The 24,254-nt window shown below is 69.1% G+C and carries 21 protein-coding genes and 2 pseudogenes; 12 read left to right on the plus strand and 11 right to left on the minus strand.

Annotated features, from left to right (window positions below):
* Positions 1-5 precede the first annotated feature (5 nt).
* Positions 6-844, minus strand: a pseudogene (locus tag ACKTSN_RS00420) (IS5 family transposase).
* Positions 845-1,039: 195 nt separating this feature from the next.
* On the opposite strand from ACKTSN_RS00420, the gene ACKTSN_RS00425 reads away from it, so the two are divergent.
* Positions 1,040-2,689: an ISAzo13 family transposase gene (locus ACKTSN_RS00425; protein WP_409467234.1), complete on the plus strand. Its 1,650-nt coding sequence runs from the start codon at positions 1,040-1,042 to the stop codon at positions 2,687-2,689.
* A 67-nt stretch (positions 2,690-2,756) separates the two neighbouring features.
* On the opposite strand, the gene ACKTSN_RS00430 is transcribed toward ACKTSN_RS00425, so the two are convergent.
* Together ACKTSN_RS00430 and ACKTSN_RS00435 are read right to left on the minus strand one after the other, a co-directional pair.
* A complete protein-coding gene (locus ACKTSN_RS00430; RefSeq protein WP_409467188.1) occupies positions 2,757-3,596 on the minus strand; it encodes an IS5 family transposase in 840 nt (279 codons plus the stop codon).
* Between the two features lie 263 nt (positions 3,597-3,859).
* Complete coding sequence (locus ACKTSN_RS00435) at positions 3,860-4,699, minus strand: IS5 family transposase (protein WP_409467188.1); 840 nt, start codon at positions 4,697-4,699, stop codon at positions 3,860-3,862.
* A gap of 449 nt (positions 4,700-5,148) precedes the next feature.
* Between ACKTSN_RS00435 and ACKTSN_RS00440 the strand changes: the two genes are divergently transcribed.
* Together ACKTSN_RS00440 and ACKTSN_RS47505 are read left to right on the plus strand one after the other, a co-directional pair.
* Positions 5,149-5,991 carry an IS5 family transposase gene (locus ACKTSN_RS00440; RefSeq protein ID WP_409467235.1) on the plus strand — a complete coding sequence of 281 codons (843 nt, stop codon included), beginning with the start codon at positions 5,149-5,151 and terminating at the stop codon, positions 5,989-5,991.
* A 33-nt stretch (positions 5,992-6,024) separates the two neighbouring features.
* A protein-coding gene (locus tag ACKTSN_RS47505; protein WP_431197139.1) for an IS630 family transposase occupies positions 6,025-7,103 on the plus strand; the annotation gives its coding sequence in 2 pieces (ribosomal slippage) (positions 6,025-6,526 and positions 6,526-7,103; 1,080 coding nt in all).
* A gap of 32 nt (positions 7,104-7,135) precedes the next feature.
* On the opposite strand, the pseudogene ACKTSN_RS00455 reads toward ACKTSN_RS47505, so the two are convergent.
* Positions 7,136-7,825, minus strand: a pseudogene (locus ACKTSN_RS00455) (IS701 family transposase); the annotation flags it as partial.
* 100 nt (positions 7,826-7,925) lie between these two features.
* Here ACKTSN_RS00455 and ACKTSN_RS00460 point away from each other — a divergent pair.
* A complete protein-coding gene (locus ACKTSN_RS00460) occupies positions 7,926-8,882 on the plus strand; it encodes an IS5 family transposase (RefSeq protein ID WP_409467219.1) in 957 nt (318 codons plus the stop codon).
* Here ACKTSN_RS00460 and ACKTSN_RS00465 read toward each other — a convergent pair.
* Positions 8,830-9,381, minus strand: a complete 552-nt coding sequence (locus tag ACKTSN_RS00465; RefSeq protein WP_409467218.1) for a hypothetical protein — start codon at positions 9,379-9,381, stop codon at positions 8,830-8,832. The two genes, ACKTSN_RS00460 and ACKTSN_RS00465, sit on opposite strands and share 53 nt — an antisense overlap.
* 281 nt (positions 9,382-9,662) lie before the next feature.
* Between ACKTSN_RS00465 and ACKTSN_RS00470 the strand changes: the two genes are divergently transcribed.
* Positions 9,663-10,220 carry a hypothetical protein gene (locus ACKTSN_RS00470; protein WP_409467176.1) on the plus strand — a complete coding sequence of 186 codons (558 nt, stop codon included), beginning with the start codon at positions 9,663-9,665 and terminating at the stop codon, positions 10,218-10,220.
* On the opposite strand, the gene ACKTSN_RS00475 is transcribed toward ACKTSN_RS00470, so the two are convergent.
* Positions 10,147-10,968, minus strand: a complete 822-nt coding sequence (locus tag ACKTSN_RS00475; RefSeq protein WP_409467177.1) for an IS5 family transposase — start codon at positions 10,966-10,968, stop codon at positions 10,147-10,149. The two genes, ACKTSN_RS00470 and ACKTSN_RS00475, sit on opposite strands and share 74 nt — an antisense overlap.
* Positions 10,969-11,195: 227 nt before the next feature.
* Between ACKTSN_RS00475 and ACKTSN_RS00480 the strand changes: the two genes are divergently transcribed.
* Both ACKTSN_RS00480 and ACKTSN_RS00485 read left to right on the plus strand, forming a co-directional pair.
* Complete coding sequence (locus ACKTSN_RS00480) at positions 11,196-11,498, plus strand: helix-turn-helix domain-containing protein (RefSeq protein WP_409474694.1); 303 nt, start codon at positions 11,196-11,198, stop codon at positions 11,496-11,498.
* A complete protein-coding gene (locus ACKTSN_RS00485) occupies positions 11,495-13,855 on the plus strand; it encodes an XRE family transcriptional regulator (protein WP_409467237.1) in 2,361 nt (786 codons plus the stop codon). The genes ACKTSN_RS00480 and ACKTSN_RS00485 overlap by 4 nt, the downstream gene beginning before the upstream one ends.
* A gap of 210 nt (positions 13,856-14,065) precedes the next feature.
* Here the strand turns inward: ACKTSN_RS00485 and ACKTSN_RS00490 are convergent, their stop codons facing one another.
* On the minus strand, positions 14,066-16,147 hold the full coding sequence (locus ACKTSN_RS00490) for a hypothetical protein (RefSeq protein WP_409467238.1): 2,082 nt from the start codon (positions 16,145-16,147) through the stop codon (positions 14,066-14,068).
* Positions 16,148-16,383: 236 nt separating this feature from the next.
* Between ACKTSN_RS00490 and ACKTSN_RS00495 the strand changes: the two genes are divergently transcribed.
* From ACKTSN_RS00495 to ACKTSN_RS00510, 4 genes are all read left to right on the plus strand, one after another.
* Positions 16,384-17,412 carry a hypothetical protein gene (locus tag ACKTSN_RS00495; RefSeq protein WP_409467239.1) on the plus strand — a complete coding sequence of 343 codons (1,029 nt, stop codon included), beginning with the start codon at positions 16,384-16,386 and terminating at the stop codon, positions 17,410-17,412.
* Complete coding sequence (locus ACKTSN_RS00500; RefSeq protein ID WP_409467240.1) at positions 17,409-17,831, plus strand: hypothetical protein; 423 nt, start codon at positions 17,409-17,411, stop codon at positions 17,829-17,831. Before ACKTSN_RS00495 ends, ACKTSN_RS00500 begins: the two co-directional genes overlap by 4 nt.
* 253 nt (positions 17,832-18,084) lie before the next feature.
* Complete coding sequence (locus ACKTSN_RS00505) at positions 18,085-18,357, plus strand: DUF3325 family protein (RefSeq protein ID WP_409467241.1); 273 nt, start codon at positions 18,085-18,087, stop codon at positions 18,355-18,357.
* 135 nt (positions 18,358-18,492) lie between these two features.
* Positions 18,493-19,722: a cation:proton antiporter gene (locus ACKTSN_RS00510; RefSeq protein ID WP_409467242.1), complete on the plus strand. Its 1,230-nt coding sequence runs from the start codon at positions 18,493-18,495 to the stop codon at positions 19,720-19,722.
* An 83-nt stretch (positions 19,723-19,805) separates the two neighbouring features.
* Here the strand turns inward: ACKTSN_RS00510 and ACKTSN_RS00515 are convergent, their stop codons facing one another.
* From ACKTSN_RS00515 to ACKTSN_RS00525, 3 genes are read right to left on the minus strand one after another with little or no spacing between them, the layout of a single operon-like run.
* Entirely contained in the window at positions 19,806-20,069 is a 264-nt protein-coding gene (locus ACKTSN_RS00515) for a hypothetical protein (protein ID WP_409467243.1), read from the minus strand.
* Positions 20,066-21,325 (minus strand): cation:proton antiporter, encoded by a 1,260-nt coding sequence (locus ACKTSN_RS00520; protein WP_409467244.1) that lies wholly within the window; start codon positions 21,323-21,325, stop codon positions 20,066-20,068. Before ACKTSN_RS00520 ends, ACKTSN_RS00515 begins: the two co-directional genes overlap by 4 nt.
* Before the next feature lie 6 nt (positions 21,326-21,331).
* Positions 21,332-21,802, minus strand: a complete 471-nt coding sequence (locus ACKTSN_RS00525) for a cation:proton antiporter regulatory subunit (protein ID WP_409467245.1) — start codon at positions 21,800-21,802, stop codon at positions 21,332-21,334.
* Between the two features lie 214 nt (positions 21,803-22,016).
* Here ACKTSN_RS00525 and ACKTSN_RS00530 point away from each other — a divergent pair, with 214 nt between their 5' ends.
* Entirely contained in the window at positions 22,017-22,460 is a 444-nt protein-coding gene (locus ACKTSN_RS00530) for a hypothetical protein (RefSeq protein WP_409467246.1), read from the plus strand.
* A gap of 231 nt (positions 22,461-22,691) precedes the next feature.
* Here ACKTSN_RS00530 and ACKTSN_RS00535 read toward each other — a convergent pair whose 3' ends face one another.
* Positions 22,692-23,954: an IS701 family transposase gene (locus tag ACKTSN_RS00535; protein ID WP_409467247.1), complete on the minus strand. Its 1,263-nt coding sequence runs from the start codon at positions 23,952-23,954 to the stop codon at positions 22,692-22,694.
* Between the last annotated feature and the right edge of the window lie 300 nt (positions 23,955-24,254).

The raw sequence follows: 24,254 nt of genomic DNA on the forward strand, positions 1-24,254 counted from the left end.
GACGTTCAGGTGTAGCGCCAGTTCGGGGGGGACTCTCGGGTGGGCCGGTGGCTTATGAGGTCGATCATCGCGAGGTGGATTATGGCCTCGGAGCGGTGGGGGTGGGTCTCGTAGTCGCGGGCGAGGCGGCGGTGGTGCATGAGCCGGCCGAACGTCCGCTCGGCGACCCGACGCCAGAAGATCACCTTGGATCCTTTGGCGCCGGGGTCGCGTTGGACGACTTCAACGCCGACGCCGAGGCGGGCGCCGTGGTCGATGACCTTGGTGCGCTATCCGGTGTCCGCCCGGGCCTTGGTCACGCGAGGGCGTGCGGCGGCGATGCGGCAGAGCAGGTGGATGCCGCCGGTGTCGTCGGAGGCGCTCGCTGCGGTAACCCAGACGGCCAGGAGAAGCCCGAGGGCGTCGACGCCGATATGGCGCTTGCGGCCTGCGGTTTTCTTGCCGGCGTCAATGCCTTGGCCGGCCGCGGGCACGTTGGCGGAGGTCTTGACGCTCTGGGCGTCCGGCACGCAGGCGCTCGGCTCGGCGTTGCGACCTTCGGCTTCACGCACCAAACGACGCAACAGGCCGTTGAGTTGATGGAAGATGCCCTCCTTCTGCCTGGCGGCGAAGTATCCGTAGACCGTCTCCCAGGATGCGAAGTCGTGCGGCAGGCAGCGCCGGGGGATCCCGGTGCGGTCGACGTACAGGATGGCGTCCGGGATCCGGCGCAGGTCGTGCTCGGGAGGCCGCCAATGTCCAGGCCCTTGCCCCTTCGCTCGGCACGCCAGGCTGACAGAACGGGTTCCAGCAGTTCCCAGCAGGCATCGGACAGATCGCCGGGATACGGGCGGTGTCGCGTCATGTTTTGGTACTACCGTCGGGCGTAGTGCGTCCACTGGGCGCAAACGGCTCCCACCAGGGGCGCCTTGGGATCAGGCAGGAGCGAATCGACCGAAACGGGCCGGCGTGCGATGCCAACTGTCACATGCCGCGCATCCAACGGGGCCTGTCGATGAATTAGTGCGTCTCTTGCGGTAGTTGGGCTCGTTGATGCGGTATGGGGCGCTTCGATGGGTCGATCGGGTCGTTGCAGGAGAAGCTGGAGGCGGTGACGCCGCATCTGAACGAGCGGCAGCGCCGGATCCTGTACGCCGCGGAGGCCCGGCAACTCGGGCACGGCGGGATCGCTGCGGTGGCACGGGCCGCGGGCGTCTCGAAGGGCTGCGTCAGCCGCGGCCTGGCCGATCTCGCTGCGGGCGAGGAACCGGACGGGCGGGTGCGACGGCCGGGGGCGGGCCGCCCCGCCCTGGCGACAAAGGACCCGGGTCTGATGCCGGCCCTGCTGGAGCTGGTCGAAGACAGCACGCAGGGCGATCCGATGAAGCCGCTGACGTGGACGACGAAATCGTTGCGCCGCCTCGCGGACGAGCTCGCCGCCCAGGGCCGGAAGGCGGGCCGCGACACCGTCGCGGCCCTGCTGAAGGCGGCCGGGTTCAGCCTGCGCGGCAACGCGCGGGTGCTGGCCGGCAGCCACCACCCGGACAGGGACGCACAGTTCCGGCACCTCAACGACACGGTGGCCGAGTTCCTCCACGCCGGGGACCCGGTGATCAGCGTGGACACCAAGAAGAAGGAACTGATCGGCCCCTTCGCCCGGCCTGGGCGCGAGTGGGCCCCGCCGGGCGCCCCGGTCAAGGTCCTCGACCACGACTTCCCCTCACACGCGACCGGCACCGCGATCCCCTACGGCATCTACGACCTGGGCCGCAACACCGGCTTCGTCGTGGTGGGCACCGACCACGACACCGCCGCGTTCGCCGCCTCCTGCCTGCGTCGCTGGTGGCGGGAAGAAGGACGGGCCGCATACCCGCACGCGAAGCGTCTGCTGATCACCGCGGACGGCGGTGGGTCCAACAGCTCCCGCGCCAAGGCATGGAAGGCCAACCTCGCCGTCCTCGCCACCGAGACCGGCCTCGAGATCAGCGTGCGCCACCTACCGCCGGGAACATCAAAATGGAACCGGGTCGAGCACCGCCTGTTCTCCTTCATCTCCCTCAACTGGCGCGCCCACCCGCTGACCAGCTACGAGACCGCCCTGAACCTGATCTCGGCGACCACCACCCGCACCGGGCTGTCCGTCACCGCGCGCCTGGACACCGGCAGCTACCCCACGGGGATCGAGATCAGCGAGCAGCACGCAGCCGCCCTGACCATCCGCCCCGATACCTTCCACGGGGAGTGGAACTACACCATCCCACCCCAACCCGGACTCCCCGACGTCCCGCTCCATCCGCCCGGCCGCCGGTCCCACCCCCGCCACGCACACACCTTCGGCGCGACCCTGGCCACCCATCCCCTCCTGACGGGTCTCGAGCGCACCGACCTGGACCGTCTCACCATCAGCGTCCGCGAACGCCTCGACGCCCTGCCGCCCAAGCAGCGGCCCCGGCACCGCAAACTCACCACGGAGAACATCATCTGGGCCGCCGTCCTCGACCAGCGCGGCCTGTCCCGCTCGCTGACCGCCTACCTCTTCCGCATCGGAGAGAACCAGATGAGAGCCCTGATCAAACAGGTCCGCCCCTTCCTGGAGGACTACGGCTACCGCCCCGAACCGATCCCCGCCCGCCTGATCGACCCCAGCGACCTCGCCAGCTACGTCATGCACGCGACATCCATGCCCGGCGAGCGCAACACACCCCACTAATTCATCGACAGGCCCCGCCGCATGCGCCTCAGAGGGCGTTTGATGTAGACGAATTGCCGTTTATTTCCTAGTAAGTTCCTCGCCAGGTTGGTGTGGTCTCGTCCGTTATGCGCTTGGTGAGGTTGTCGATCGAGGCGATGTGGATCATGGCTTCGGAGCTGGCGGGCAGGGTCTCGTAGTCGCGGGTGAGGCGGCGGTGCATCATGATCCATCCGATACTCCGCTCCACGACCCAGCGTCTTTTGACGACATGAAAGCCGCGGATTTCGGGGTTTCTGTTGACGACTTCGACGTCGATTCCGAGGTTGGCTCCGTGCTCGATGACGGCGTTTTTGAAGCCGGTGTCGACCCACGCCTTTGAGATGGTGGGGTAGGTCTTCTTGGCCTGGTCGAGGAGTTGTATTCCTACGGCGTTTTCCGACAGGCTTGCGGCGGTGACGGTTACGGCGAGGAGTAGGCCGAGTGTGTCGGTGATGATGCCCCGCTTCCTACCGACGATCTTCTTTGCGGCATCGGTTCCCTGGCTGGTCAGGGGTACGTTGGTGGAGGTCTTGACGCTCTGGGTGTCGATCACGGAGGCGGTCGGTTCGGGTTTGCGGCCTTCCTTGACGCGGGCCAGGCCGGTGAGGTCGTAGTTGAGCTGGGCGAGGATTCCTTCGTCGCGCCAGGCGGCGTAGTAGGCGTAGACGGTGCCGTGGTTCGGGAAGTCATGCGGGAGGTATTTCCAGGGTATTCCCGTGCGGTTGACGTACAGGATTGCGTTGAAGACATCGCGCAGTTCGACCTGGGCCGGCTGGCCGGTGGGTCTGCGGTCGAGTCGGGCTTTCCTCCAGGCGGATAAGGTCGGTTCGATCAACGCCCATCGGGCGTCGGACAGGTCGCTGGGGTACGGCTTGCGCTGGCTCACGAAAGGGCTCTTACACGAACAGCACCGCTGACAGCGGTACTTGACCGGCTGGGCGTTTCCATGACGTCCATAGACCAGACGGAATCTGGGTGCGAGATGCGGAGTAAATAGGCGCCGAGGCTGGAGCCTGGAAGGCCGTGAAACTGCACGTAGGGCGTGAATCACTCCAAAGAGATCACGCCGCAAGAACGACGCAACACCGCAAGCCATACCTAAATGCCCACTCAGAGGGCGTTTGATGTAGACGAATTGCCGTTTATTTCCTAGTAAGTTCCTCGCCAGGTTGGTGTGGTCTCGTCCGTTATGCGCTTGGTGAGGTTGTCGATCGAGGCGATGTGGATCATGGCTTCGGAGCTGGCGGGCAGGGTCTCGTAGTCGCGGGTGAGGCGGCGGTGCATCATGATCCATCCGATACTCCGCTCCACGACCCAGCGTCTTTTGACGACATGAAAGCCGCGGATTTCGGGGTTTCTGTTGACGACTTCGACGTCGATTCCGAGGTTGGCTCCGTGCTCGATGACGGCGTTTTTGAAGCCGGTGTCGACCCACGCCTTTGAGATGGTGGGGTAGGTCTTCTTGGCCTGGTCGAGGAGTTGTATTCCTACGGCGTTTTCCGACAGGCTTGCGGCGGTGACGGTTACGGCGAGGAGTAGGCCGAGTGTGTCGGTGATGATGCCCCGCTTCCTACCGACGATCTTCTTTGCGGCATCGGTTCCCTGGCTGGTCAGGGGTACGTTGGTGGAGGTCTTGACGCTCTGGGTGTCGATCACGGAGGCGGTCGGTTCGGGTTTGCGGCCTTCCTTGACGCGGGCCAGGCCGGTGAGGTCGTAGTTGAGCTGGGCGAGGATTCCTTCGTCGCGCCAGGCGGCGTAGTAGGCGTAGACGGTGCCGTGGTTCGGGAAGTCATGCGGGAGGTATTTCCAGGGTATTCCCGTGCGGTTGACGTACAGGATTGCGTTGAAGACATCGCGCAGTTCGACCTGGGCCGGCTGGCCGGTGGGTCTGCGGTCGAGTCGGGCTTTCCTCCAGGCGGATAAGGTCGGTTCGATCAACGCCCATCGGGCGTCGGACAGGTCGCTGGGGTACGGCTTGCGCTGGCTCACGAAAGGGCTCTTACACGAACAGCACCGCTGACAGCGGTACTTGACCGGCTGGGCGTTTCCATGACGTCCATAGACCAGACGGAATCTGGGTGCGAGATGCGGAGTAAATAGGCGCCGAGGCTGGAGCCTGGAAGGCCGTGAAACTGCACGTAGGGCGTGAATCACTCCAAAGAGATCACGCCGCAAGAACGACGCAACACCGCAAGCCATACCTAAATGCCCACTCAGAGGGCGTTTACTGGTGGTCTGTACCGTTAGGTGAGCTTCGCGGCCGCCACTTTTATGGTGTTTGCCCCATGCGCGCACCTTCGCATCCGCCGAGCTGTCGACTTGGTCACCCGTTTAGTCCGCTTCTCATGAACAAGGTCCGTCTGGTTTGAAAATGAGGCAGAAACGCCCAGCAGCCAGCGGAACGGCACCGTCCGCCGCATCCATGCCAACGCTACGGCGTGAGCGAGCGGAAGCCGTACCCCAGCGACCTGTCCGACGCCCGATGGGCCCTGACCGAGCCGACATTGACGGCCTGGAGAAAGGCCCGGCTCGACCGCAGGCCCACCGGGCAGCCGGCCAAGGTCGACCTGCGCGACGTCTTCAACGCACTCCTCTACATCAACCGCACGGGAATCCCCTGGAAATACCTCCCGCACGACTTCCCGAACCACGGAACCGTCTACGCCTACTACGCCGCCTGGCGCGACGAGGGAATCCTCGCCCAGCTCAACTACGACCTGACTGGACTGGCCCGCGTGAAGGAAGGGCGCAAGCCCGAACCGACCGCGTCCGTGATCGACACCCAGAGCGTGAAGACCTCCACCAACGTGCCCCTGACCAGCCAGGGAACGGATGCCGCGAAGAAGATCGTCGGCCGCAAGCGGGGCATCCTCACCGACACGATCGGGCTCATCCTCGCCGTGACCGTCACCGCCGCGAGCCTGTCCGAGAACGCCGTCGGAATTCAGCTCCTCGACCAAGCCAAGAAGACCTACCCGACCATCTCCAAGAGCTGGGTCGACACCGGCTTCAAGAACGCCGTTATCGAGCACGGAGCCAACCTCGGAATCGACGTCGAAGTCGTCAACAGAAACCCAGGAGTTCGTGGCTTCCACGTTGTCAAAAGGCGCTGGGTTGTCGAACGAAGTATTGGGTGGATCATGCTGCACCGGCGTCTCGCCCGTGACTACGAGACGCTGCCCGCCAGCTCCGAGGCCATGATCCACGTCGCCTCGATCGACAACCTCGCCAAGCGCATACTGACTTCGGCTCGTCAGGGTGAACTTTCCCGAAGTCCCTGATGGGCCTGGGGTAGTGGCTGTATTCCGTGGTGTGTGAGGTATGCGGATGGGGGCGGGCTGACTGCTGCGGGACGGCTGCGCCGGGAGACGGTACGGATGCAGGCGGCCGAGCTGTTCGACCAGGACATCAAGCCGCCCGAGGTGGCACGGCGCCTGCGGGTGAGCCCGAAGTCGGCCTACCAGTGGCATCAGTTGTGGCGGGACGGCGGCGTGCAGGCGCTGGCATCCCGCGGCCCGAGTGGATCGCGATGCCGGCTGTCCCCGCGCTGTCTGGAGAAACTGGCCGCATACCTCGATGAAGGACCCGCCGCGCACGGATGGGTGGAGGACCAGGTGTGGACCGCCGCCCGGGTAGCCACGCTGATCGGCAGGAAGTTCCACGTCTCCTACAGCGTTTCGGGAGCCACGAGGCTGATGCACCGGCTCGGCTTCAGCCCGCAGGTCCCCGCGCGGCGGGTCACCGAACGCGACGAGCAGGCCGTGACCCTGTGGAAGGAGGCGACCTGGGCCGAGGTAAAAGAGCCCGGGCGGCCTGCGGGGGCTACATCTGCTTCGAGGACGAGGCAGGCTTCACGCGACAGCCGCCCAAAGGACGCACCTGGGGCCGACGCGGCCACACCCCGCAGGTGACGGTGAGCGGTCGACGCTCAGGTCGCCTGTCGGTGGCCGGGCTGATCGCCATGCGGCCCGGCTCCCGCACCCGGCTGTGCCACCGCCTGCGCACCCACCCCTCGGGCAAGGGCAAGCGCCGCAGCATGGGCGAGCGCGACTTCATCGCACTGGTCGACGGCGTCCACCAGCTCGTCAAGGCGCCGATCGTGCTGGTCTGGGACCGGCTCAACACCCACGTCTCCCACGCCATGCGTGAGTTGATTGCCGAGCGTGACTGGCTGACGGTTTTCCTGCTGCCCGCTTACTCGCCGGACCTGAACCCCGTCGAGTGGGTATGGGCGCACGTCAAGCGCAGTCTGGCCAACCTCGCCGTGGTCGCTCTCGACCGGCTCGAAGCTCTCGTACGCAACCGGCTCAAACGCCTCCAGTACCGCCCCGAAACCCTCGACGGCTTCATAGCGGGCACCGGCCTGACCCTCGACGACCCAGCCTCACCTTGACGAGCCGAAGTCAGTAAATCCGGCAGTAGAGATCAAGGCCGTGTCCGGTGGTGACCGCGTCGTCAGGGCCTTGAGCTCGGAGGGTGGGTCCTTGTCCGTCCAGGCTCGCCACCACCGGTTGAGGGTGACGGCGGGGGTGAGCCAGGAACGGATGGCGCGTAAGGCCCTGGGCCAGCAAGGCAGTTGGGGCTGGTGGGGTTCGGCTGGTCCCCCTCTCTGGCCCGTCGTTGGGGCACGGGTCCGGCGCGGTGGCATCCAGCGGTCCGGGTGGGGCGAACCACTGGTCCCAGTAGAAGGAGAAGGCGCAGTTGACCAGGGTCTGGTGGCGGCGGATGGCGCGGCCGGAGCGGACTTGGAAGTCGGCCCAGCCGAGTTTGTCCTTGATCTGCTTGTAGCTCTGCTCGATCCGGGGCCGCAGGCCGTAGAGGCGGATGATCTCGGCGAGGTCGGCCGGCGGGTGTGGGCTGGTGGCGGCATGGGGTGCGTCAGGGTGGGGCAGGTTGGTGGCCAGGTACCAGGTGGCCTTCTCGGGCAGGCCGGCCGGGTCGGTGGTGGCCACGACCAGCCGGCAGGGTGAGTTTGGGGCCGTAGCCGCCCAGGCGGGCGTCGGCGGCCCACCAGGTCTCGGTGTGCCCGTCGCGGAAGTGACGCTCCACGGCCGTCCAGTCGCCGGGATGCCTGGCATCCTGCCAGGCCAGGTCGTGGGCGGCCTTAGAAGCCGTCTCTCAACCGATCTTGGAACGTGCAGATCGAACGGAGTTCCTGGTCGGGTGATCTTCCGGCCGTACGCGCATGAAGGCAGGGCCTCCTGGTAGCTCGGGGGTGCGACCCCAATCCGAGCGGTTCCCGGAGGCCCTGTTGTCGTTGTTGTACGCGCCCGAGCCCGCCCACTTCAACTCGCCCGCCGTGTCGTGCGATTGCCTCGCGCACGTGTACGGCAACGCGGCCGATCATCCCGATCGGGTGCGCCGGTATCCGTCGGACATGACGGACGCGGAGTGGGCGGCCATCCGGCCGTTGCTGCCGGTGCCGGCCTGGCTCCAAGGCAGAGGCGGGCAGCCCGAGGGGTATTGCCACCGCCAGATGCTGGACGCGATCCGCTATTTGGTCGCGGGCGGGATCTCGTGGCGGGCGATGCCCGCGGACTTCCCCGCATGGGGCCGGGTTTACGCCTTCTTCCGCCGTTGGCGCGAGCACGGGCTGATCGCCGAGTTCCATGACCGGCTGCGCGGGAGGGTCCGTGAACGCGAGGGCCGCCAGGCCGAGCCCACGGCGGGGATCATCGACGCGCAGTCGGTGCGGGCCGCCGCGACGGTGCCGGCCTCCTCACGCGGCTACGACGGCGGGAAGAAGGTGCCGGGCCGCAAACGGCACATCGTGACCGACTGCCTCGGCCTGCTCCTGGTCGTCGCGGTCACCGCCGCGAACATCGGCGACCGCGACGCCGCGGCCGGCCTGCTGAGACGGCTGCGCCGCCTGCACCGCGACATCACCCTGGTCTGGGCCGACGGAGGCTACACCGGCGGCCTCGTCGACTGGTGCCGGGACAAACTCGCCCTGACCTTGGAGATCGTCAAGCGCACCGACGACATGACAGGGTTCGTGGTGCTCCCCAGACGCTGGGTGGCGGAGCGCACGTTCGCCTGGCTGATGAACTCCCGCCGTCTGGCGAGAGATTACGAGACGCTGCCCGCTTCCAGCGAGGCGATGATCCGGTGGTCGATGGTCACGCGGATGAGCCGGCGCCTGGCGCGGCCACGGGCCGCCGGCCGGCGCTGAACGCTCCCGACGTCTCCTGCAGCAGCCACCCGCGCTCCGCCAGGCGCCTGGCCTTCGAGCGCACCCCCTCGACCTTCGCCGGTGTCGTCCCCAGGCCCAGCTGAACCGCGACCTCCTTGGCCTTCGCCGGTCCCTCGCCCGCTGAGCGCCGCTCCTCCAGCACGCCCAGAATCCGCTGATAGTCCGGCGCCAGCACCGTCACCGGCAGCCCGTCCCGCCACGGCGGCACCGTCGAGCCCGGCACCGGCACGGTCGATGGCGCCCTTTCCTGCTCCGCCCCGCTCTCCGTCACCGCAGTGGACTCGGCCGCAGACACAGCCAGGGCCTCGAGCAGCTCCTCCCGCGCGATCACCCGCCGGTCCAGCTCGATCTCCGCGGCCTCCAACACCTCAGCCAGCCGAGCGGCTTCCTCCCGCAGACCCTCCACCCGCACACGGGCAGCCGCCTCCCGCTCCTCCAGCATTCCCAGCACCGACGCCACCGCGCACCCCTCGGTCATGAAGCGGACACAAGACGCCGCATCCCTCCCTCACCCCGAGCGAAACCATTCCTGACCAGCAAGGATCAACCGATCACGTTCGGTTGAGAGACGGCTTCTCAATGGGGGGGTGCGGCTGGCGACCGAGGCCCAGACACCGTTGCGCGGCTTGAGCGCCACCACGTAGAAGCCGTTGTCTTACCGGATGTGATCACTGAGTTTCCGCTGCTCCGGCATGGTTCCGGCGTCGTTGTGGGAGCGTTCGGGCGATCAGTTCGTCCTCGACGATGCGGAGGTGGCCGGTGGCGTCGGTGATGGGTTTGCTGGAGGAGCGGGAGGCCGCTGCCCGGGTGCGGGTGGAGGAGCTTCAGGCGGAGGCGGACCGGATCCTGTCTGAACTCGCCGTGGCCGAGGCGGTGTTGGAACGTCGGGCGATCGCTCGTGTGGAGCTGGCCGAGGCCCTGGCCGCCCCCGGTGATGCGGTGGATGCGGCCGTGGAGGAGGCGCCGGAGCCGGTGCCGGTGGCCAAAGTGGTGAGGGTCCCGGTCGCGGGGTCGATCGTGTCGCACTTCGCGGACGGGATGACGGTGGAGGCGCTCGCGCCGGATTACCGGCGGATCGTGGAGCTGGTGGAGTCCGGTCCGGAAGGCGGTGAGGGGGTGTCGGCGAAGGAGATCGCGTCCGGGCTGGAGCTGGAGTTGGTGCCGGCGAAGATCGAGGGGGTGCGGTCCAAGGCGAGGCGCCTGGCCGAGCGGGGCTGGCTGGCCGTGTCGCCGTCCGGACGGTTCACGCCGCGGCGGCCCACCGCGACTGTTCGGGCCGCCGCCGGGAAGCCGGGCGGGCGAGGCGCCGGCTCATGAGCATGGCCTGCGAGAAGTAGATGAACGCCTCGCTGCTGGCGGGCAGTGTCTCGAAGTCCCGCACCAGGCGGCGCGAGCGCATCAGCCACCCCAGCGTGCGTTCTACTACCCAGCGTCTCGGGAGTACCACGAACCCCTTCATGTCATCGCTGCGTTTGACGATCTGCAGCGTGAGCTGGAGTTTCTCCTTCGCCCAGGCGACCAGGTGGCCGGTGTAGCCGCCGTCGGCCCACACCAGCGTGATCTTGTGGAACCGTGCCCGCAGGCGGGGCAGCATGACGCGGGCGGCCTGACGGTCGGTGACGTCGGCGGCACACACCAGCACCATCAGCAGCAGGCCCAGGCAGTCCGTGATGACGTGCCGGCGCCTTCCGTTGACCTTCTTGCCGCCGTCATAGCCGCGCGTGGCGGCGGGCACCGAAGCGGCGCCCTTGACCGACTGCGAGTCGATGACCGCCGCGGTCGGCTCCGCCTCGCGGCCCTCGGCCTCGCGGGCCCGGCCGCGCAGCCGGTCGTGGAACTCCTTGACCAGGCCGTGCTCCCGCCACCTGCGGAAGAAGGCATACACCCGGTCCCAGGCAGGGAAGTCGGCTGGCATAGAGCGCCACTTGATGCCGTTGTCGGTGACGTACCGGATCGCATCCAGCATCACGCGGTGGCAGTAGCCCTCCGGCTGCCCGCCGCGGCCCTCCAGCCAGGCCGGCACCGGCATCGCGTCCCGCACCACTGCCCACTCCGCGTCCGTCATGTCCGACGGATACACCGGCACCCTCTCCGGGCGGTCGGCCGCGTTTCCGAACCTGTGCGCGAGACAATCACACGCCGAACCCGGGAGTTGGACGAGACGGGGACCGTCACGCAAGACTGGAACAACAGGGCCTCCTGGCACTCGAGTGGTCGCAAACCCGAGCTACCAAGGGGCCCTGTACTCATGCATCCACCCGGCCGAGATCACCCGACCAAGCACCGTGTTCGATCAGAACCGCCCTCACGATCGATAGAGATACGGCTTCTCAGACTACTGACCTGGTGCCGCTGCTGGCCGAACGGGGCGTCAACCTCTCGCGCGAGCAGGTCTTCCGCCTGGTCACGCAGCCGCCGCAGCGGCTGTCGATGGACACCCTCGCGGCTCTGTGTGACATCCTCGGATGCCAGCCCAACGACCTCATCGAGGTCCAGGTCGTCAACGAAGAGGTACGCAAGACCGCCGGCGGGGAGGGGCCCGGCCCGCTTCCGGCCGTGCGCCGCACCTCGATCCGACGGCCGGAGGGCTTGTGAGCGCATCCTCTCCGACTGCTCCGTCAACCGTCGCCCGGCTCGCCGCGCAGGCAGCCCGCTTGGAGGCCGCGACGGCCGCCGTCGTCGGCCACCTCACCGCGGCTCTGCCGTCGCTCGGCCGCCAGGACGCCGAGGCCGCGCTGGTGACCGCGATGCCGATCCCCACCCGCGGGGCGGCTCGCTGCCTGGAAGAACTGGCCGGACACCTCGCGGCCCACCCCGACGCGCTGACGTCAGGCAGCTCGCTCTGTCCACCGGTCCTGCTTCGGCTCGCTGAAGTCCTGCATGATGCCGGGCACCCTGTGGTCCGTCCCGGATGCGCACACTGCGGAAAGATCCGGTCTGACCTGCGGCAACTCCGCCCTGAGGGGCGGCTCTGCGGTTCGTGCGACGCCCGAAGCCGCCAACGCGAAACCTGCGCACGGTGCCACCGTGACGGCCAGCGCGTCGTCGCCCGGCACCCCGAGGGACCGATCTGCAACCGCTGTTACCGCGCCGACCCCACCACGTTCGAGGAGTGCGCCGAATGCGGGCAGTTCCGACACCCGGTGGTACGACGGGACGACGGCCGAGGGCTATGCATCAAGTGCTGGAAACGCCCCATGCACACCTGCGTGAGCTGCAGAAAGACCGCAGCCGCCGCCCTCGTTGACGACGACGGCGCACTCTGCCACCTCTGCTACAACCGCCATCGCCGGCCACGGCGGCTCTGCGGTCGGTACGGACAACTCAAGCGCATCGCCCGCAACGCGCGCGACGGGCAGCCGGACCTCTGCGACGGCTGCTACCAGGGCCCCGACGCGACCTGCTCGATCTGCAGCCGAGTCCGCCCCTGCGCCAGCCTCGACGAACAGGGCCAGCCGCTCTGCGCCACCTGCTACCAGCGTCATCGCACCGGCGAGCCGTGCGCCCGCTGCGGCCGAACCAAGCCGGTCAACACCCGTTGGCCGATCGGGCCGGTCTGCATGACCTGCTACACCGCCGTGCTCCGCTCACCGGCCGAGTGCCCTCTCTGCGGCATGGTCCAGCCACTGATCGCGCGGGATGACGACGGCGCCGAGGTCTGCGGACCATGTGTCGGCTTCGCCGCCGACTACACCTGCAAGCAGTGCGGCCGGACGGGCAATCCCCATAGCCGCGGCCGATGCGCTCACTGTGTCCTCGCCGAGCGGGTCAACGCCCTGCTGGCCGGGCCCGACGGCACGATCACCCCACAGCTGGAACCACTCGCGGCCGCGCTGGCGGACGCTCCCTCGCCCTTCCCCGCCATCCAGTGGCTCAAGGAGAGCCCGAACACCAAGCTCGTCGCCCGGCTGGCGTCCGAAGGGCACGAGCTCAGCCACGAGCTGCTGGACGAGCTCCCGCCCAGCCGGAACCAACGCTACATCCGCCAACTCCTCGTCCATACAAAGGTGTTGGAGGAGCGCAATGAGGACCTCGAACGCATCCCGGGCTGGCTGGAGCACGAACTCGCGGACAAGCCGGCCGCGCACGCCAACCTCGCCCATCCCTTCCTGCACTGGTTTCTGCTCCGACGGGCACGCCAACGGGCCGCCATGCGCCGCCATCCCGCCTCCGCCGACCGCGACCTGCGGCGCCGCGTCAGCGTCGCCCTGGACTTCCTGGCCTGGATGGACCAACGCGGCCTGGCCCTCGCCGACCTCGCCCAGGAGCACATCGACGACTGGATCGCCGGGGCCACCAGCCAGCGGCGCTACCTGATCCGCTACTTCCTGAAATGGACCACGAGCCGCCGGCTCACCCGCGAACTGACCGTCCCCTCCATCCCGAGCCAGGAGCCCCAGGACCTGCTCGACGACGACGATCGCTGGCGGCTCCTCCAACGCTGCCTGACCGACGATGCCCTGCCGACGGACGTCCGCGCCGGCGGCGCGATCACCCTCCTGTTCGGCCTGTCCACCGAACGTCTTTGCCACCTGACGCCTGAACACCTCAAGTTCGGTGACAAGCACGCCCACCTCGTCCTGGGCCGCCACCCCGTCCTGCTGCCCCCACGGCTCGCCGAACTCCTTCGGCAACTTGCCGAACAGCCCCAACTGCGGCCGCAGCTCTCGCGAGCCCACCCAGGTGCCCAGTGGCTCTTCCCGGGCATGGTCCCGGGCAAGCCGATCTCGACGCACGGCATGACCCAGAAACTCAACCGGCACGGCATCCCGGTTCGCACCGCGCGCAACGGGGCGCTGGCCGCCCTCGCCGCTGATCTCCCCAGCCCGATCCTCGCCGACCTGACCGGCATGCACCGCCACACCGCGATCCGCTGGGTCGCGTACGCCAGACGCGACTGGGCTGAGTACCTCGCTGCACGGGCTGAGGACGACGCCCGCAAGAGCCGTTAGGTCACCTTGCGCGGATCACGCCGAACGTACGAGCCCGCAACACGCGTACTACGGTTCCCCGCGGTCAGTCGATTCATTGCATGTGGGTCACCGCAGCTCGGCTCCCGACCCGGCGATGGCGGCACAGTCAGCGGCAGGATCCATCCGGCAGCATGCTATCCGGGGCGGGCCGGGGCGGCGATCGATTACTCGTCCGCCCCGGCCTCGGGATCAGATGGCGGTCAGGATGGCGCGCAGCCGCTCGTCCTCGCGGATGATGCTGTTCGCGACGCCTGAGCCGACGATGCGCCGGTCCTGCTCGGCGAGTTCGGCGACGCGCAGGCGCTGGTGGGTGCTCAGGGCGGTGGCACCGAGGGCTTGGAGGGCCTCGCAGGCGCCGGAGATGTCCGCTCCGGTTTCGGCGGAGTGGAGGGCTGCCTCGGCGAGTTGGCCGAGGTCGACGACGTCGGGGTCGGTGATGGCGAGCAGTGCGAGGGCGGCAGCAGGGGCCTTCTCGGGGTCAGCGAGCAGTTGTTCCAGTCGGGGGATCAGGGGCCGGGCGGCCGCGCCGAGGAGGGCGGTTGTGCGGATGGCGCGGACGACGGTCCACCGGTACCAGAGCTGGTTGCCGGTGGTGCGGTCGAGGACGGAGGCCAGGATCGTGACGGCTTCCTCGGCGTCGCCGTCGATCTGCCACAGGGCGGTGGCGATCGCGATGTCGCGGTCCAGTTGCGGGGTGGTCGGCTCGGCGTCCTCACTGACGGCTGCCCGCAGGGCGGGGAGCAGTCCGGCGGCCGTCGCGCCCAGGGTGGCGGCGGCCTGGGCGGCCTCGGCGACCTCGCGCGGACCGGCGGCGAGCGCCTTGGCGACGGCGTCGAGCAGGACGTCGGTCTCGCCGGTGAGGTCGTGGTGGGCCCGCGCCACCATCAGCGACCCGGCGGCGGCACGCAGCACGGCGCCGGCCTGCTCGCGCTCGGCCTGCGGGCCGGCGGCTGCCACGGCGGTGATGGCGGTGGCCGCGTACTGGAAGCGGGGCAGCACGGCGTACAGCTCGGGCAAGGCGGCAGCGGCCTGCGGGCCCCACTGACGCAGCAGGTGGACCAGGTCGGCGGTCTCGTTGTTGCCGAGCCCGTCTGCGGCCAGGCGTGCGCGGACGGCGGCGAGCAGGGCCGGGTCGAAGGGGAAGGCGGGGGCCTGGAAGTCTCCTGCGGCGTCGAGCGCGCGGGGGCGCCGGTCGAGGTCCCGGGCCAGCAGCGGGGCGGCCTGTCGGGGCGCGACCCGGACGAGCACGGCCAATGCCTGGTCAGCCGCCTCGTCGTCGGGTTGGGCGGCGAGTTCGGCGAGGGCTGGCGCGGCCTCGGCGGCGGCCGGGCCGAGCTTGCCGAGCAGGGTTGACGCCGGGTACTCGGCGGCGAGTGGGGCGATGGCCGGGACGAGTCGCTGGGGAGCGCTGCGGGAGAGGTAGCAGGCGTGGTCGGCCGCGGAGAGCGCCTCGGCCCGCACCTCGGGGCGGCCGTCGCGCAGGGCGGCGTCCAGCAGGGCGAAGGCGGCCTCGCGGTCTGCCTCGGTCTCGCGGCGCAGCAGGCTGTCGACGATCGCGTGCAGCGGCTCTCGGTGGTGCATGCTGTACCGGTCGACGGTGAATTCGCGGGCGGGCAGCAGGCCGAGCGCGGCATCGTGGTGGGCGTCGGTCCAAGGCTCCCCGGCGGCCAGAGCGACGAGGAGCGCGGCCAGACGCAGCGGCGCGGGCGTGTCTGCACCGAGCAGCGCGCGGGTCTCGACGGCGGCGCCGGAGAGGTCGACCCGGCCGAGGGCGATGAGCAGTTCGGCCCGGACACCGGGATCGGCCTCGGCCGTCCACCGGCTTCGCAGGGCGACCGGGGCGGCCTCGGTATTCCCGGTGTGGCCGAGCGTCCAGGCGGTGAGCAGCCGGACGTTCACGACTTCATGTGCCAGCAGCGGTATCAGCAGCGGGATTTGGGTGGCAACGGCGGCCCGGACGGCGCCCGGCGCGATCTCCCATTCGTCATCGCTCTCGGCCAATCCGCCGAGCAGGCAGAGGACTTCGGTCGTCCCGGGCCGGGCAGCAGCGGCGATCCGGGCGAGGTACGGGACGGCGTCCACGCTGGCGGAATACACCGTGCCCTGGTGGAGGATGCACGAGTACAGCTCGGAGATCGCCTCCTCGGCATCCCCGCCGCCCTCGGCGAGGGCGCGCAGCAGGTCGGGCAGGTCCTCGGCGGGGCCGTAGGCGTGCGAGACGGAGGCCCAGGGGTGGGCGTCGAGGCCGGCGAGGGCGTCAGCGAGATCCATGGGTCTGATCTTCGCAGCCGGGTCCGACAGGACGGTCAGGGGCCTGTGGCGACCTGCGTCAGCGCGCCTGCTTCGTCCCCTTCGGGAACGTGCGTCCCCGCCCGCCCTGCGCACTGGCCGGGGACGGTTGGCGACCGGCGCCCTGAGACAGCAGGTGGACCTCCGACCGATCAGGTTCTGAAAAACGGCTCAGCACGGGCATAGCGCACGGTCGGAATATCTCCCTCCCGCCAGTAGTGCTCGGGCTGCGCCATGGCTGCTGCCCGGATCCCGATCCCGACGCCTCCGGCCGCATCGGCCGGCACCTGATCTACGGGCATGAGTTCAAGAACGCCACCGACGAGCACGGTAACCACCACTCTGCCGGGCGCGAGCGCGATGTCCCGTGGGTGGCCATCGCCCCCGTCGTCAACGCCATCCGCGTGCTGGAGCGCATGGTGGCGCCTGGCGAGCTGTTGTTCAGCCACGCCGTGCACGGCGCCATGGCTGGCCCCGGCACCGGCTCGCTGCGCTCACCCGCCCTGCGGGTGCGGATCGAGGACTTCGTCGTCTGGGCCAACGCCGAAGCCGCCCGCCACGGCCTGCCCGGCGAGATGATCCCGCCCGACCCGCATGGTGCGGTCGGCACCCGACGCTTTCCCAGAACCCTGGCCTGGCACATCGCCCGCCGCCCGGGCGGGCTCGTCGCCCTGGCCATCCAGTACGGACACCTGCGCACCGCGCTGGTCTCCGAGGGCTATGCCGCGCGCAGCCGGGACGGCATCCATGAGCTGATCGACATAGAGACCGTCCGCGCCGTGGCCGACACCGTCGCCGACCTCAATGACGATCTGGAGGCCGGCGGCGGCCTCTCCGGCCCGGCGGCCCGGCGTGCCATCAAGACAGCCGCCCGCGCTCCGCGCTTCGAGGGCACCGTCATCAACGCCACCACCGCCCGCCGCCTGCTCGCCAACGACGGTGCCCTCCTCTACGACAACCCCCAGGCGCTGCTGTTGTGCCACTACAAACGTGAACAGACCCTGTGCCACCGCACTGGAGTCCGCGATTCTCCGCGGCTCGATCACTGCGTGCCCGGCTGCGGCAACATCGTCCGTACCGACCACCACGCCACCCGACTTCGCGACCGCGCCGACGCCCTGGACAAACAGGCCACGCACGTGCCGCAGCCGATCAGTGAACGGCTACGCGACCAGGCCGAGCGCCTGCGCGGCATCGCCGACGCCCACGACCGCACCCGGATCACCCTGAAGGACACCACACCGTGAGCGGAGCAGTAGACGAGCGCGACCGCATCCGCGCCGCCATGGACCGCATCCTGACCGGCCGACCCGAGCGCTCCAACGGGACCCTGACCATCGTGGCCCTCGCCATCGAGGCCTGCGTACCCCGCAACGCCCTCACCCAGCGCCACCTCGACCTGAAGAACGAGTTCTACGCCAAGGTCAAAGAGCGCGGGCAGCCCACGGACGCCGAGACCCGGCTCCGCAAACAGGTCGTTCGGCTCAAGGAACTCCGCGAGAAGGACAAAGCCGAGCTCGGACAACTCCGGGCCGACGTTGAAGGGCTTGTCCGGGTGGTCAACCAACTGACCTTGGAAAACCATCAGTTGCGCGAAGTGCTGTCGGCTCCCGACCCGGCCGTCCGTGTCCTGCCCGTCCAGTACACCCTGCCCCAGCCCAGCTGACACCCGCACGGCTGACGACCTGCCGCCTCACCCAGGCGCCCCCCGGCGACGGGATGCGATCACCCCAGCCGCGATGCCGCTGACCTAGCAGCGCCCCCGGGTGCCGGGCCTCGTGCACGGCACCCAGGTGTCGGCAGGTCGTGGGTATGGGGCACCTGCGGAAATGGGTATTGGGCCCGATGGTGATGCCGCAAGGCTGCGTGTGACGGTGGCATAGCCCCCTCGACCTGCCGGTCTTCCGGGAGGAGGAGTCATGGCGCAGCCCGGCACCAATCCACTGCACGATCTTGAGGCACAGACGCAGCGAAGTGATCCTCATTTCGCCCGCGGTCTGGAAACAGGTCACCCGCGTCAGCCGCGCGAATACCGGCGACGGCGTGGCCTGGCCTGGGCGCTGCTGGCCCTCTCTGTGGCGATGATGATCACGGGCATGGTGCTGCCGCAGGGCCTGCTCCTGGCAACCGGCCTGGTCACGGCGGGGATGGCGACCTACGCGCTCGCGCCCCCGCACGACCCGGACCACTGACCTTCCCTTACCCGCTCGTATACCGCGTCCCGGCAACGGCCATCAGGGTCTGACAGGCCCGGGAACGAAGGAGGCCCTATCCACTCCCGTCAGTTGCGACACCCTGTGCCTCACGTGTGCGGAAGGTGGTGACCCGTGGGACATGCTGACACTCTGCTCGCCATGGGCGGCGCCTTCCTGGCCGCGGCAGTCTTCGCCCGCCTCGGCAGCCGGATCGGCCTGCCGACCATCCCGCTGTTCATGCTCGCCGGCATCCTGCTCGGCCCCCATACACCCGGCGTGGTCCTGGTCGAGGACGCGCATGACTTCGAGATGCTCTCCGCGCTCGGCCTGGTGCTGCTGCTGTTCTACCTGGGTCTGGAGTTCCACCTCGACGATCTCAAGCGCGGCGGCAGGCGTCTGCTGGCCGCCGGCGGGATCTACCTGCTGCTGAACGTCGGCGCGGGTCTGGGCTTCGGATTCGCCCTGGGCTGGGGGTCCCGGGAATCCTTGGTCCTTTCCGGTGTCCTGGGTATCTCCTCCTCCGCGATCGTCACCAAGATCCTCGTCGATCTCGGCCGCATCGGCCGCCCCGAGACCCGTCTGATCCTCGGCGTCACGGTCGTGGAGGACATCTTCCTCGCTCTGTATCTGGCCGCACTCCAGCCCGTCATCAGCGGCGCCCAAGGCATCACGGAAACGATCCTTCAGGCGGCCAAGGCGTTCGCATTCCTGATGGTGCTGGCCGTCGCAGCCCGCTACGGCACCCGCTTGATCGGGCGCCTGATCGCAGTGCGCGACAACGAACTGCTGGTCATCAGCTTCCTCGGCGCCGCGATCCTCATCGCCGGCGTCTCCGAGGTCCTCGGAGTCGTCGACGCCATCGGTGCCTTCATGGTCGGCCTGATCCTCGCCGGGACCCCGTCCGGGCCGCGGATCCGAGAACTGGTGCATCCGCTGCGCGACGCCTTCGCCGCGATCTTCTTCTTCGCCTTCGGCCTGGCCATCAACCCGGCCGACATCACCTCCGTCGCCGCGCCGGTCGCCATCGCCGCAGCACTGACCATCACCATGAACGTGGCCGCCGGACTGCTCACCGCTCGGCTGTACAGCTACGGCCCCCAGCCCGCCGCGAACATCGCCACCACACTCCTCGGGCGCGGCGAGTTCGCACTGATCCTGGCCGCCATGGCCGCCAGTGCCAACCTCGACAGCCGCCTCGCCCCGTTTATCGCCAGCTACGTCCTCGTCCTCGCAGTCCTCAGCCCCATCGTCGCCGGACGCTCCCACCTGCTCGCCCGCGCCCTCGAGGCCACAACGACCCGCCTGCCCAGCCGCCGCGCGCCGGCTGCCGTCCCGCATGCAGATCCGGCACCGGACCCGTGATGCGGCACGCGAAAGCTCCCGCTCCGGAGGCCGGTGATCCTCTTTCGACCACGCTGCGACTGGCCCCGCAGACCGCATGCCTCTCAGTCGGAGCGCCCTCGTCGCCGCACGGCCATGCGCCAGGCCAGGTACGGGATGCTCACCTGCCACGACACGATCAGCACGGCCAGGGTGAGGGCAATGGAGGCAGGGTACCGTTCGGTGTCCCGGCGCCAAGCTTGGTCGCGCATCAGCAGCCGGGGCAGGTTGCGTGCGATGCCGACGATCCCACCGAGGTAGACGGCCAGGACGGCGACCAGCACGACCGTGTCACGCGCGGTCAGCGCCGCCCAGCCGTCCTCGCTCATGACCGGCCGACCGTATTCGGACCATCCACCACGTCCTGCGACTCTGCGAGCGGCGCCTTCGCTTTGGCGCGGGTCTGGCCCCTCGGCGCCGCCTTGCCCAGCCGAGCGGCCAAGCGCAGGGCGACGGGCTCGGTGTAACGGGCAGCGAGGGGGCCGAGGATCACAAGGACGAGTACATAGGCCGTGGCCAGCGGGCCGAGCGAGGGCTCGATCCCGGCGGTGACCGCGAGGCCGGCAATCACGATGGAGAACTCGCCGCGCGCGACCAGCGTACCGCCCGCCCGCCACCGGCCTTTGGCGGAGACACCGGCGCGCTTCGCCGCCCAGTACCCGGTGGCGATCTTCGTCAGTGCGGTGATGAGGGCCAGTCCGAGCGCGGGCAGCAGCACGGGCGGGATGCTGGCCGGGTCGGTGTGCAGGCCGAAGAAGACGAAGAAGACCGCGGCGAACAGGTCCCGCAGCGGCGCCAGCAGGTTGTGCGCGCCCTCGGCTACTTCCCCGGACAGGGCAATGCCGACGAGAAACGCGCCGACGGCCGCGGAGACTTGCAGCTCCTGAGCGATGCCCGCGACGAGGAGGGTGAGGCCGAGGATCACCAGCAGCAGCTTCTCGGGGTCCTCGCTGGAGACGAAGCGGGAGATGTGCCGTCCGTAGCGCACCGCGAGCAAGAGCACCAGCCCGGCGACGCCGAGGGCGATGGCCAGTGTGATGCTGCCGGCCGCGAGGCTGGTCCCGGCCAGGAGGGCGGTGATGATCGGCAGGTAGACGGCCATGGAGAGGTCCTCCAGGACCAGGATGCTCAGAATCACCGGTGTCTCCCGGTTGCCGAGCCGTCCGAGGTCGCCGAGGACCTTGGCGATGACGCCGGAGGAGGAGATCCATGTGACGCCAGCCAGCACGACGGCTGCCACCGGGCCCCAGCCCAGGAGCAGCGCCATGGCGGCACCGGGCAGCGCGTTCAGTGCTGCGTCGACCAGCCCGGCCGGGTACTGCGTCTTGAGGTTGGAGACCAGGTCGCTGGCCGTGTACTCCAACCCCAGCATGAGCAGCAGCAGGATCACGCCGATCTCGGCGCCGATCGCCACGAACTCCTCGCTCGCCCCCAGCGGCAGCAGACCGCCCTCGCCGAAGGCGAGCCCAGCGAGCAGGTACAGCGGGATCGGCGAGAACTGGAAGCGCCCGGCGAACCGGCCCAGCAGTCCCAGGCCGAGGATGATCGCGCCGAACTCGATCAGGAAGACCGCAGACGAGTGCATCGCGGATCACTCCCGTCCGAGTATGGCGGCGGCGGCCTCGACGCCTTCGCGGGTCCCGATCACGATCAGGGTGTCGCCTCCGGCCAGCCGGAATTCGGGGCCGGGCGAGGGTATCGCCTCGGCGCGCCGGAGCACGGCCACGATCGACACGCCGGTCTCCGTGCGCATCCGGGTGTCGCCCAGCAGCCGCCCGTTCCAGTGCGAGGTGACCGCCAGCTCGATCCGCTCGGCCACCAGCCCCAGTTCGGTCGTCGACAGCAGGCTCGGGCTGTGGTGCTTGGGCATGAGCGCGTCGATGAGCGCCGCCGCCTCCCCTGAGGTAAGCCGCAGTGACAGTGCGCATGCGTCCGGATCGTCCTGCCGGTAGGCGCTGAGCGTCCGTGAACCGTCCCGGTGGGCCACCACGGACAGGCGGCGCTGCTCCCGGGTGGTCAGGTCGTAGCGCACGCCGATCCCTGGCAATGGCGTACTGCTCATCCGCGCAGCACCCACGGCTGCCTCCCTGTCCGACTGGCTGATTTGACTGTTTCTTTGGAAAACCGTTGATGTCACCCTAACGAGCACCCCGGAGCCAGCCGACGGAACCGACACGGGGAAGGCAGGTGGGACAATCCCAGGGTCCACACGCCGTAGTCGTCGTGACCGGCACGCCCCGTCTTCGGCACCGGAAGGACCGGAAGGAAGCGCCAGCATGACCGAGTGGGTGTCCCTCAGCAGCGGGGCACGCCCAGTCCCGCAGCCCGTCGCCACGCCGCTGGTGTGGGCCACGGCCCTCGGCGGAGCAGTGGCGCTGGTGGCACTGGTCAACACCGTCGCCGGCCCGGGCAGCCCCGGGATCGCCCTGACTGTCCTGTCCCTGCTGGCCGCCCTGCTGGGGTTCTGCGCGCGCTTTGCCGCCGCCCCGGGCACGGCGATGCTGTGCTGGCTGTTTCTCAACGGCTTCGCCATCCCGCCCGCGGGCGTCCTGACCTGGGCCGGGCACCGCGACACCTTCTGGCTCGGCTGCCTCCTCACCGCCGCCCTCATCGGCACGACATCGGCCCGTCTGATCCACGCCCGCGCCGCCTACCGCCGCCTCACCACGGAAGCCGACCCCACGGCCACGGAGGCGGGCAGAGGACCGCACAGCTCCTGAGCAGCACACGGCACCGGGCACACAATGCAGTGGAAGTGCCGTCGCGCTGTCGCCAGGCGAGAGGCCGCCGACTCACAACCGAACCAGCGTGCAAACGCGCCCTGGCCCTAGTAGGGCTTTGTTAGGTCCTGTGGTGGGGTTCGGGTGCTGGTGCGGGTTGGCCGCATATCGAGCAGGCGCCGGTCCAGGTGGCCAGGAGGGCCTGGAGTTCGCGGAGGACCGCGTAGAGGGTCAGGCCGGCGCAGGGGCTTTTGGGTCGAGCCTGAGCATGGTGCAGAAGGCCTGGGCGAGGGACGCGAGGGTGACGTGGCGGTGCCAGCCGAGGTAGTTGCGGCCCTCGAAGTGGTCCAGGCCCAGACCGTCCTTGAGCTCGCGGTAGTCGTGCTCAACTCGCCATCGGATCTTGGCGATTCGTACCAGTTCGCGCAGTGGGGTGTCGGCGGGAAGCGTCGAGAGCCAGTAGTCGGTTGGCTCGGCGGAGTCGGGTGGCCACTCGACGAGCAGCCAGCAGTCGGGCAGGGAGCCGTCGGCGGCGCGGCGGATGGTGCGGTTGGCCGGTCGGACCCGCAGGGCCAGGAACTGCGAGCGCATCTCGGCGTTCGGGTTGCGTCTGGTGGCCTTGCTGCCCTGGCGCCAGGTGACGGTGCGGGTGGCCGCTCGGCCGACGGCCAGGGCCAGGGCGCGCAGGGTGGTGTGCGGTTGGGGGTAGGCGGACACGGGAGGGCGGCCCTGCCCGGAGTACGGCGGGCGTTGGGGTGTGGCATTGCCGGGGTGCGCGGTCGTGGTGGCTTTGACCGCGACCGCGTAGGTCAGGCCGCGCTCGGTCAGGCCCTCGCGAAAGCCGGTGGCGTCGCCGTATCCGGCGTCGGCGGCGACCGGAAGGTCGGGCAACTCCCAGTTGTCGCGCACCTCGTCGAGCATGTCCAGCGCCAGGCGCCACTTCTCCCGGTGCCGCTCGGTGTCCGGGATTCCCGCCTTGGCGCGGCGGCGCCGGATCGCCTCGGCCATCAGCGCGTCCTCGCCGTACTTGGTGTCGTCCCAGCTCTCGGGCAGGAACAGGCGCCAGTCGACAGCCGATGACGCACGGTCACTGACCAGGTTCACACTGACGCCGACCTGGCAGTTGCCGCGCTTACCCAGGGCGCCGCAGTACATCCGCGCCACCCCCGGTGAGTCGTAGCCGTCCTTGGGGAAGCCGACATCATCGATCGCGTACGCCTCGGGAGAAATGTGCGCGGCAGCCCAACGGGCCAGCCGCTCACGGACCTTGGAGTAGTCCCAGGTGGACGATGAGACGAACTGCTGCAGCTGCTGGTGGTCCACGCCCAGGCGCTCGGCCATCGGCTGCATGGACTTGCGCTTGCCGTCCAGCATCAGCCCGCGCAGATACAGCTCGCCCTTGGCCCGCTGGTCCCGACGCGCCAGCGAACCGAGCATCTCCGCCGCGAACGCCTCCAGGCGCGGGCGGACCGTCTCCATCTCCTCAGGTGTCACACCTGACAGAACATCACAATCTACCTGACGATGATCAATCGGGGTACCTAACAAAGCCCTACTAGACCAGGGGACGCCGGAGCCAGCACCAGCACGGCCAGCGTCCACTTCACCGGGCGTAGCGAGCCTCACCACAGCCGTACGGCGCCCGCTCAGCGCGCCAGCTGAGAAGCCGTATCTCTATCGATCGTGAGGGCGGTTCTGATCGAACACGGTGCTTGGTCGGGTGATCTCGGCCGGGTGGATGCATGAGTACAGGGCCCCTTGGTAGCTCGGGTTTGCGACCACTCGAGTGCCAGG

It is taken from the genome of Streptomyces flavusporus, from assembly GCF_046267975.1.
GTDB classification, from domain to species: domain Bacteria; phylum Actinomycetota; class Actinomycetes; order Streptomycetales; family Streptomycetaceae; genus Streptomyces; species Streptomyces flavusporus.

Bases quoted from the DNA above. Each gene is read 5' to 3' on its own strand.
- ACKTSN_RS00475 (WP_409467177.1), bottom strand. From the start codon at position 10,968: ATGACGGACGCGGAGTGGGCAGTGGTGCGGGACGCGATGCCGGTGCCG.
- ACKTSN_RS00525 (WP_409467245.1), bottom strand. From the start codon at position 21,802: ATGAGCAGTACGCCATTGCCAGGGATCGGCGTGCGCTACGACCTGACC.
- ACKTSN_RS00530 (WP_409467246.1), top strand. From the start codon at position 22,017: ATGACCGAGTGGGTGTCCCTCAGCAGCGGGGCACGCCCAGTCCCGCAG.
- ACKTSN_RS00515 (WP_409467243.1), bottom strand. From the start codon at position 20,069: ATGAGCGAGGACGGCTGGGCGGCGCTGACCGCGCGTGACACGGTCGTG.
- ACKTSN_RS00465 (WP_409467218.1), bottom strand. From the start codon at position 9,381: ATGACCGAGGGGTGCGCGGTGGCGTCGGTGCTGGGAATGCTGGAGGAG.
- ACKTSN_RS00520 (WP_409467244.1), bottom strand. From the start codon at position 21,325: ATGCACTCGTCTGCGGTCTTCCTGATCGAGTTCGGCGCGATCATCCTC.
- ACKTSN_RS00425 (WP_409467234.1), top strand. From the start codon at position 1,040: ATGGGGCGCTTCGATGGGTCGATCGGGTCGTTGCAGGAGAAGCTGGAG.
- ACKTSN_RS00505 (WP_409467241.1), top strand. From the start codon at position 18,085: ATGGCGCAGCCCGGCACCAATCCACTGCACGATCTTGAGGCACAGACG.
- ACKTSN_RS00490 (WP_409467238.1), bottom strand. From the start codon at position 16,147: ATGGATCTCGCTGACGCCCTCGCCGGCCTCGACGCCCACCCCTGGGCC.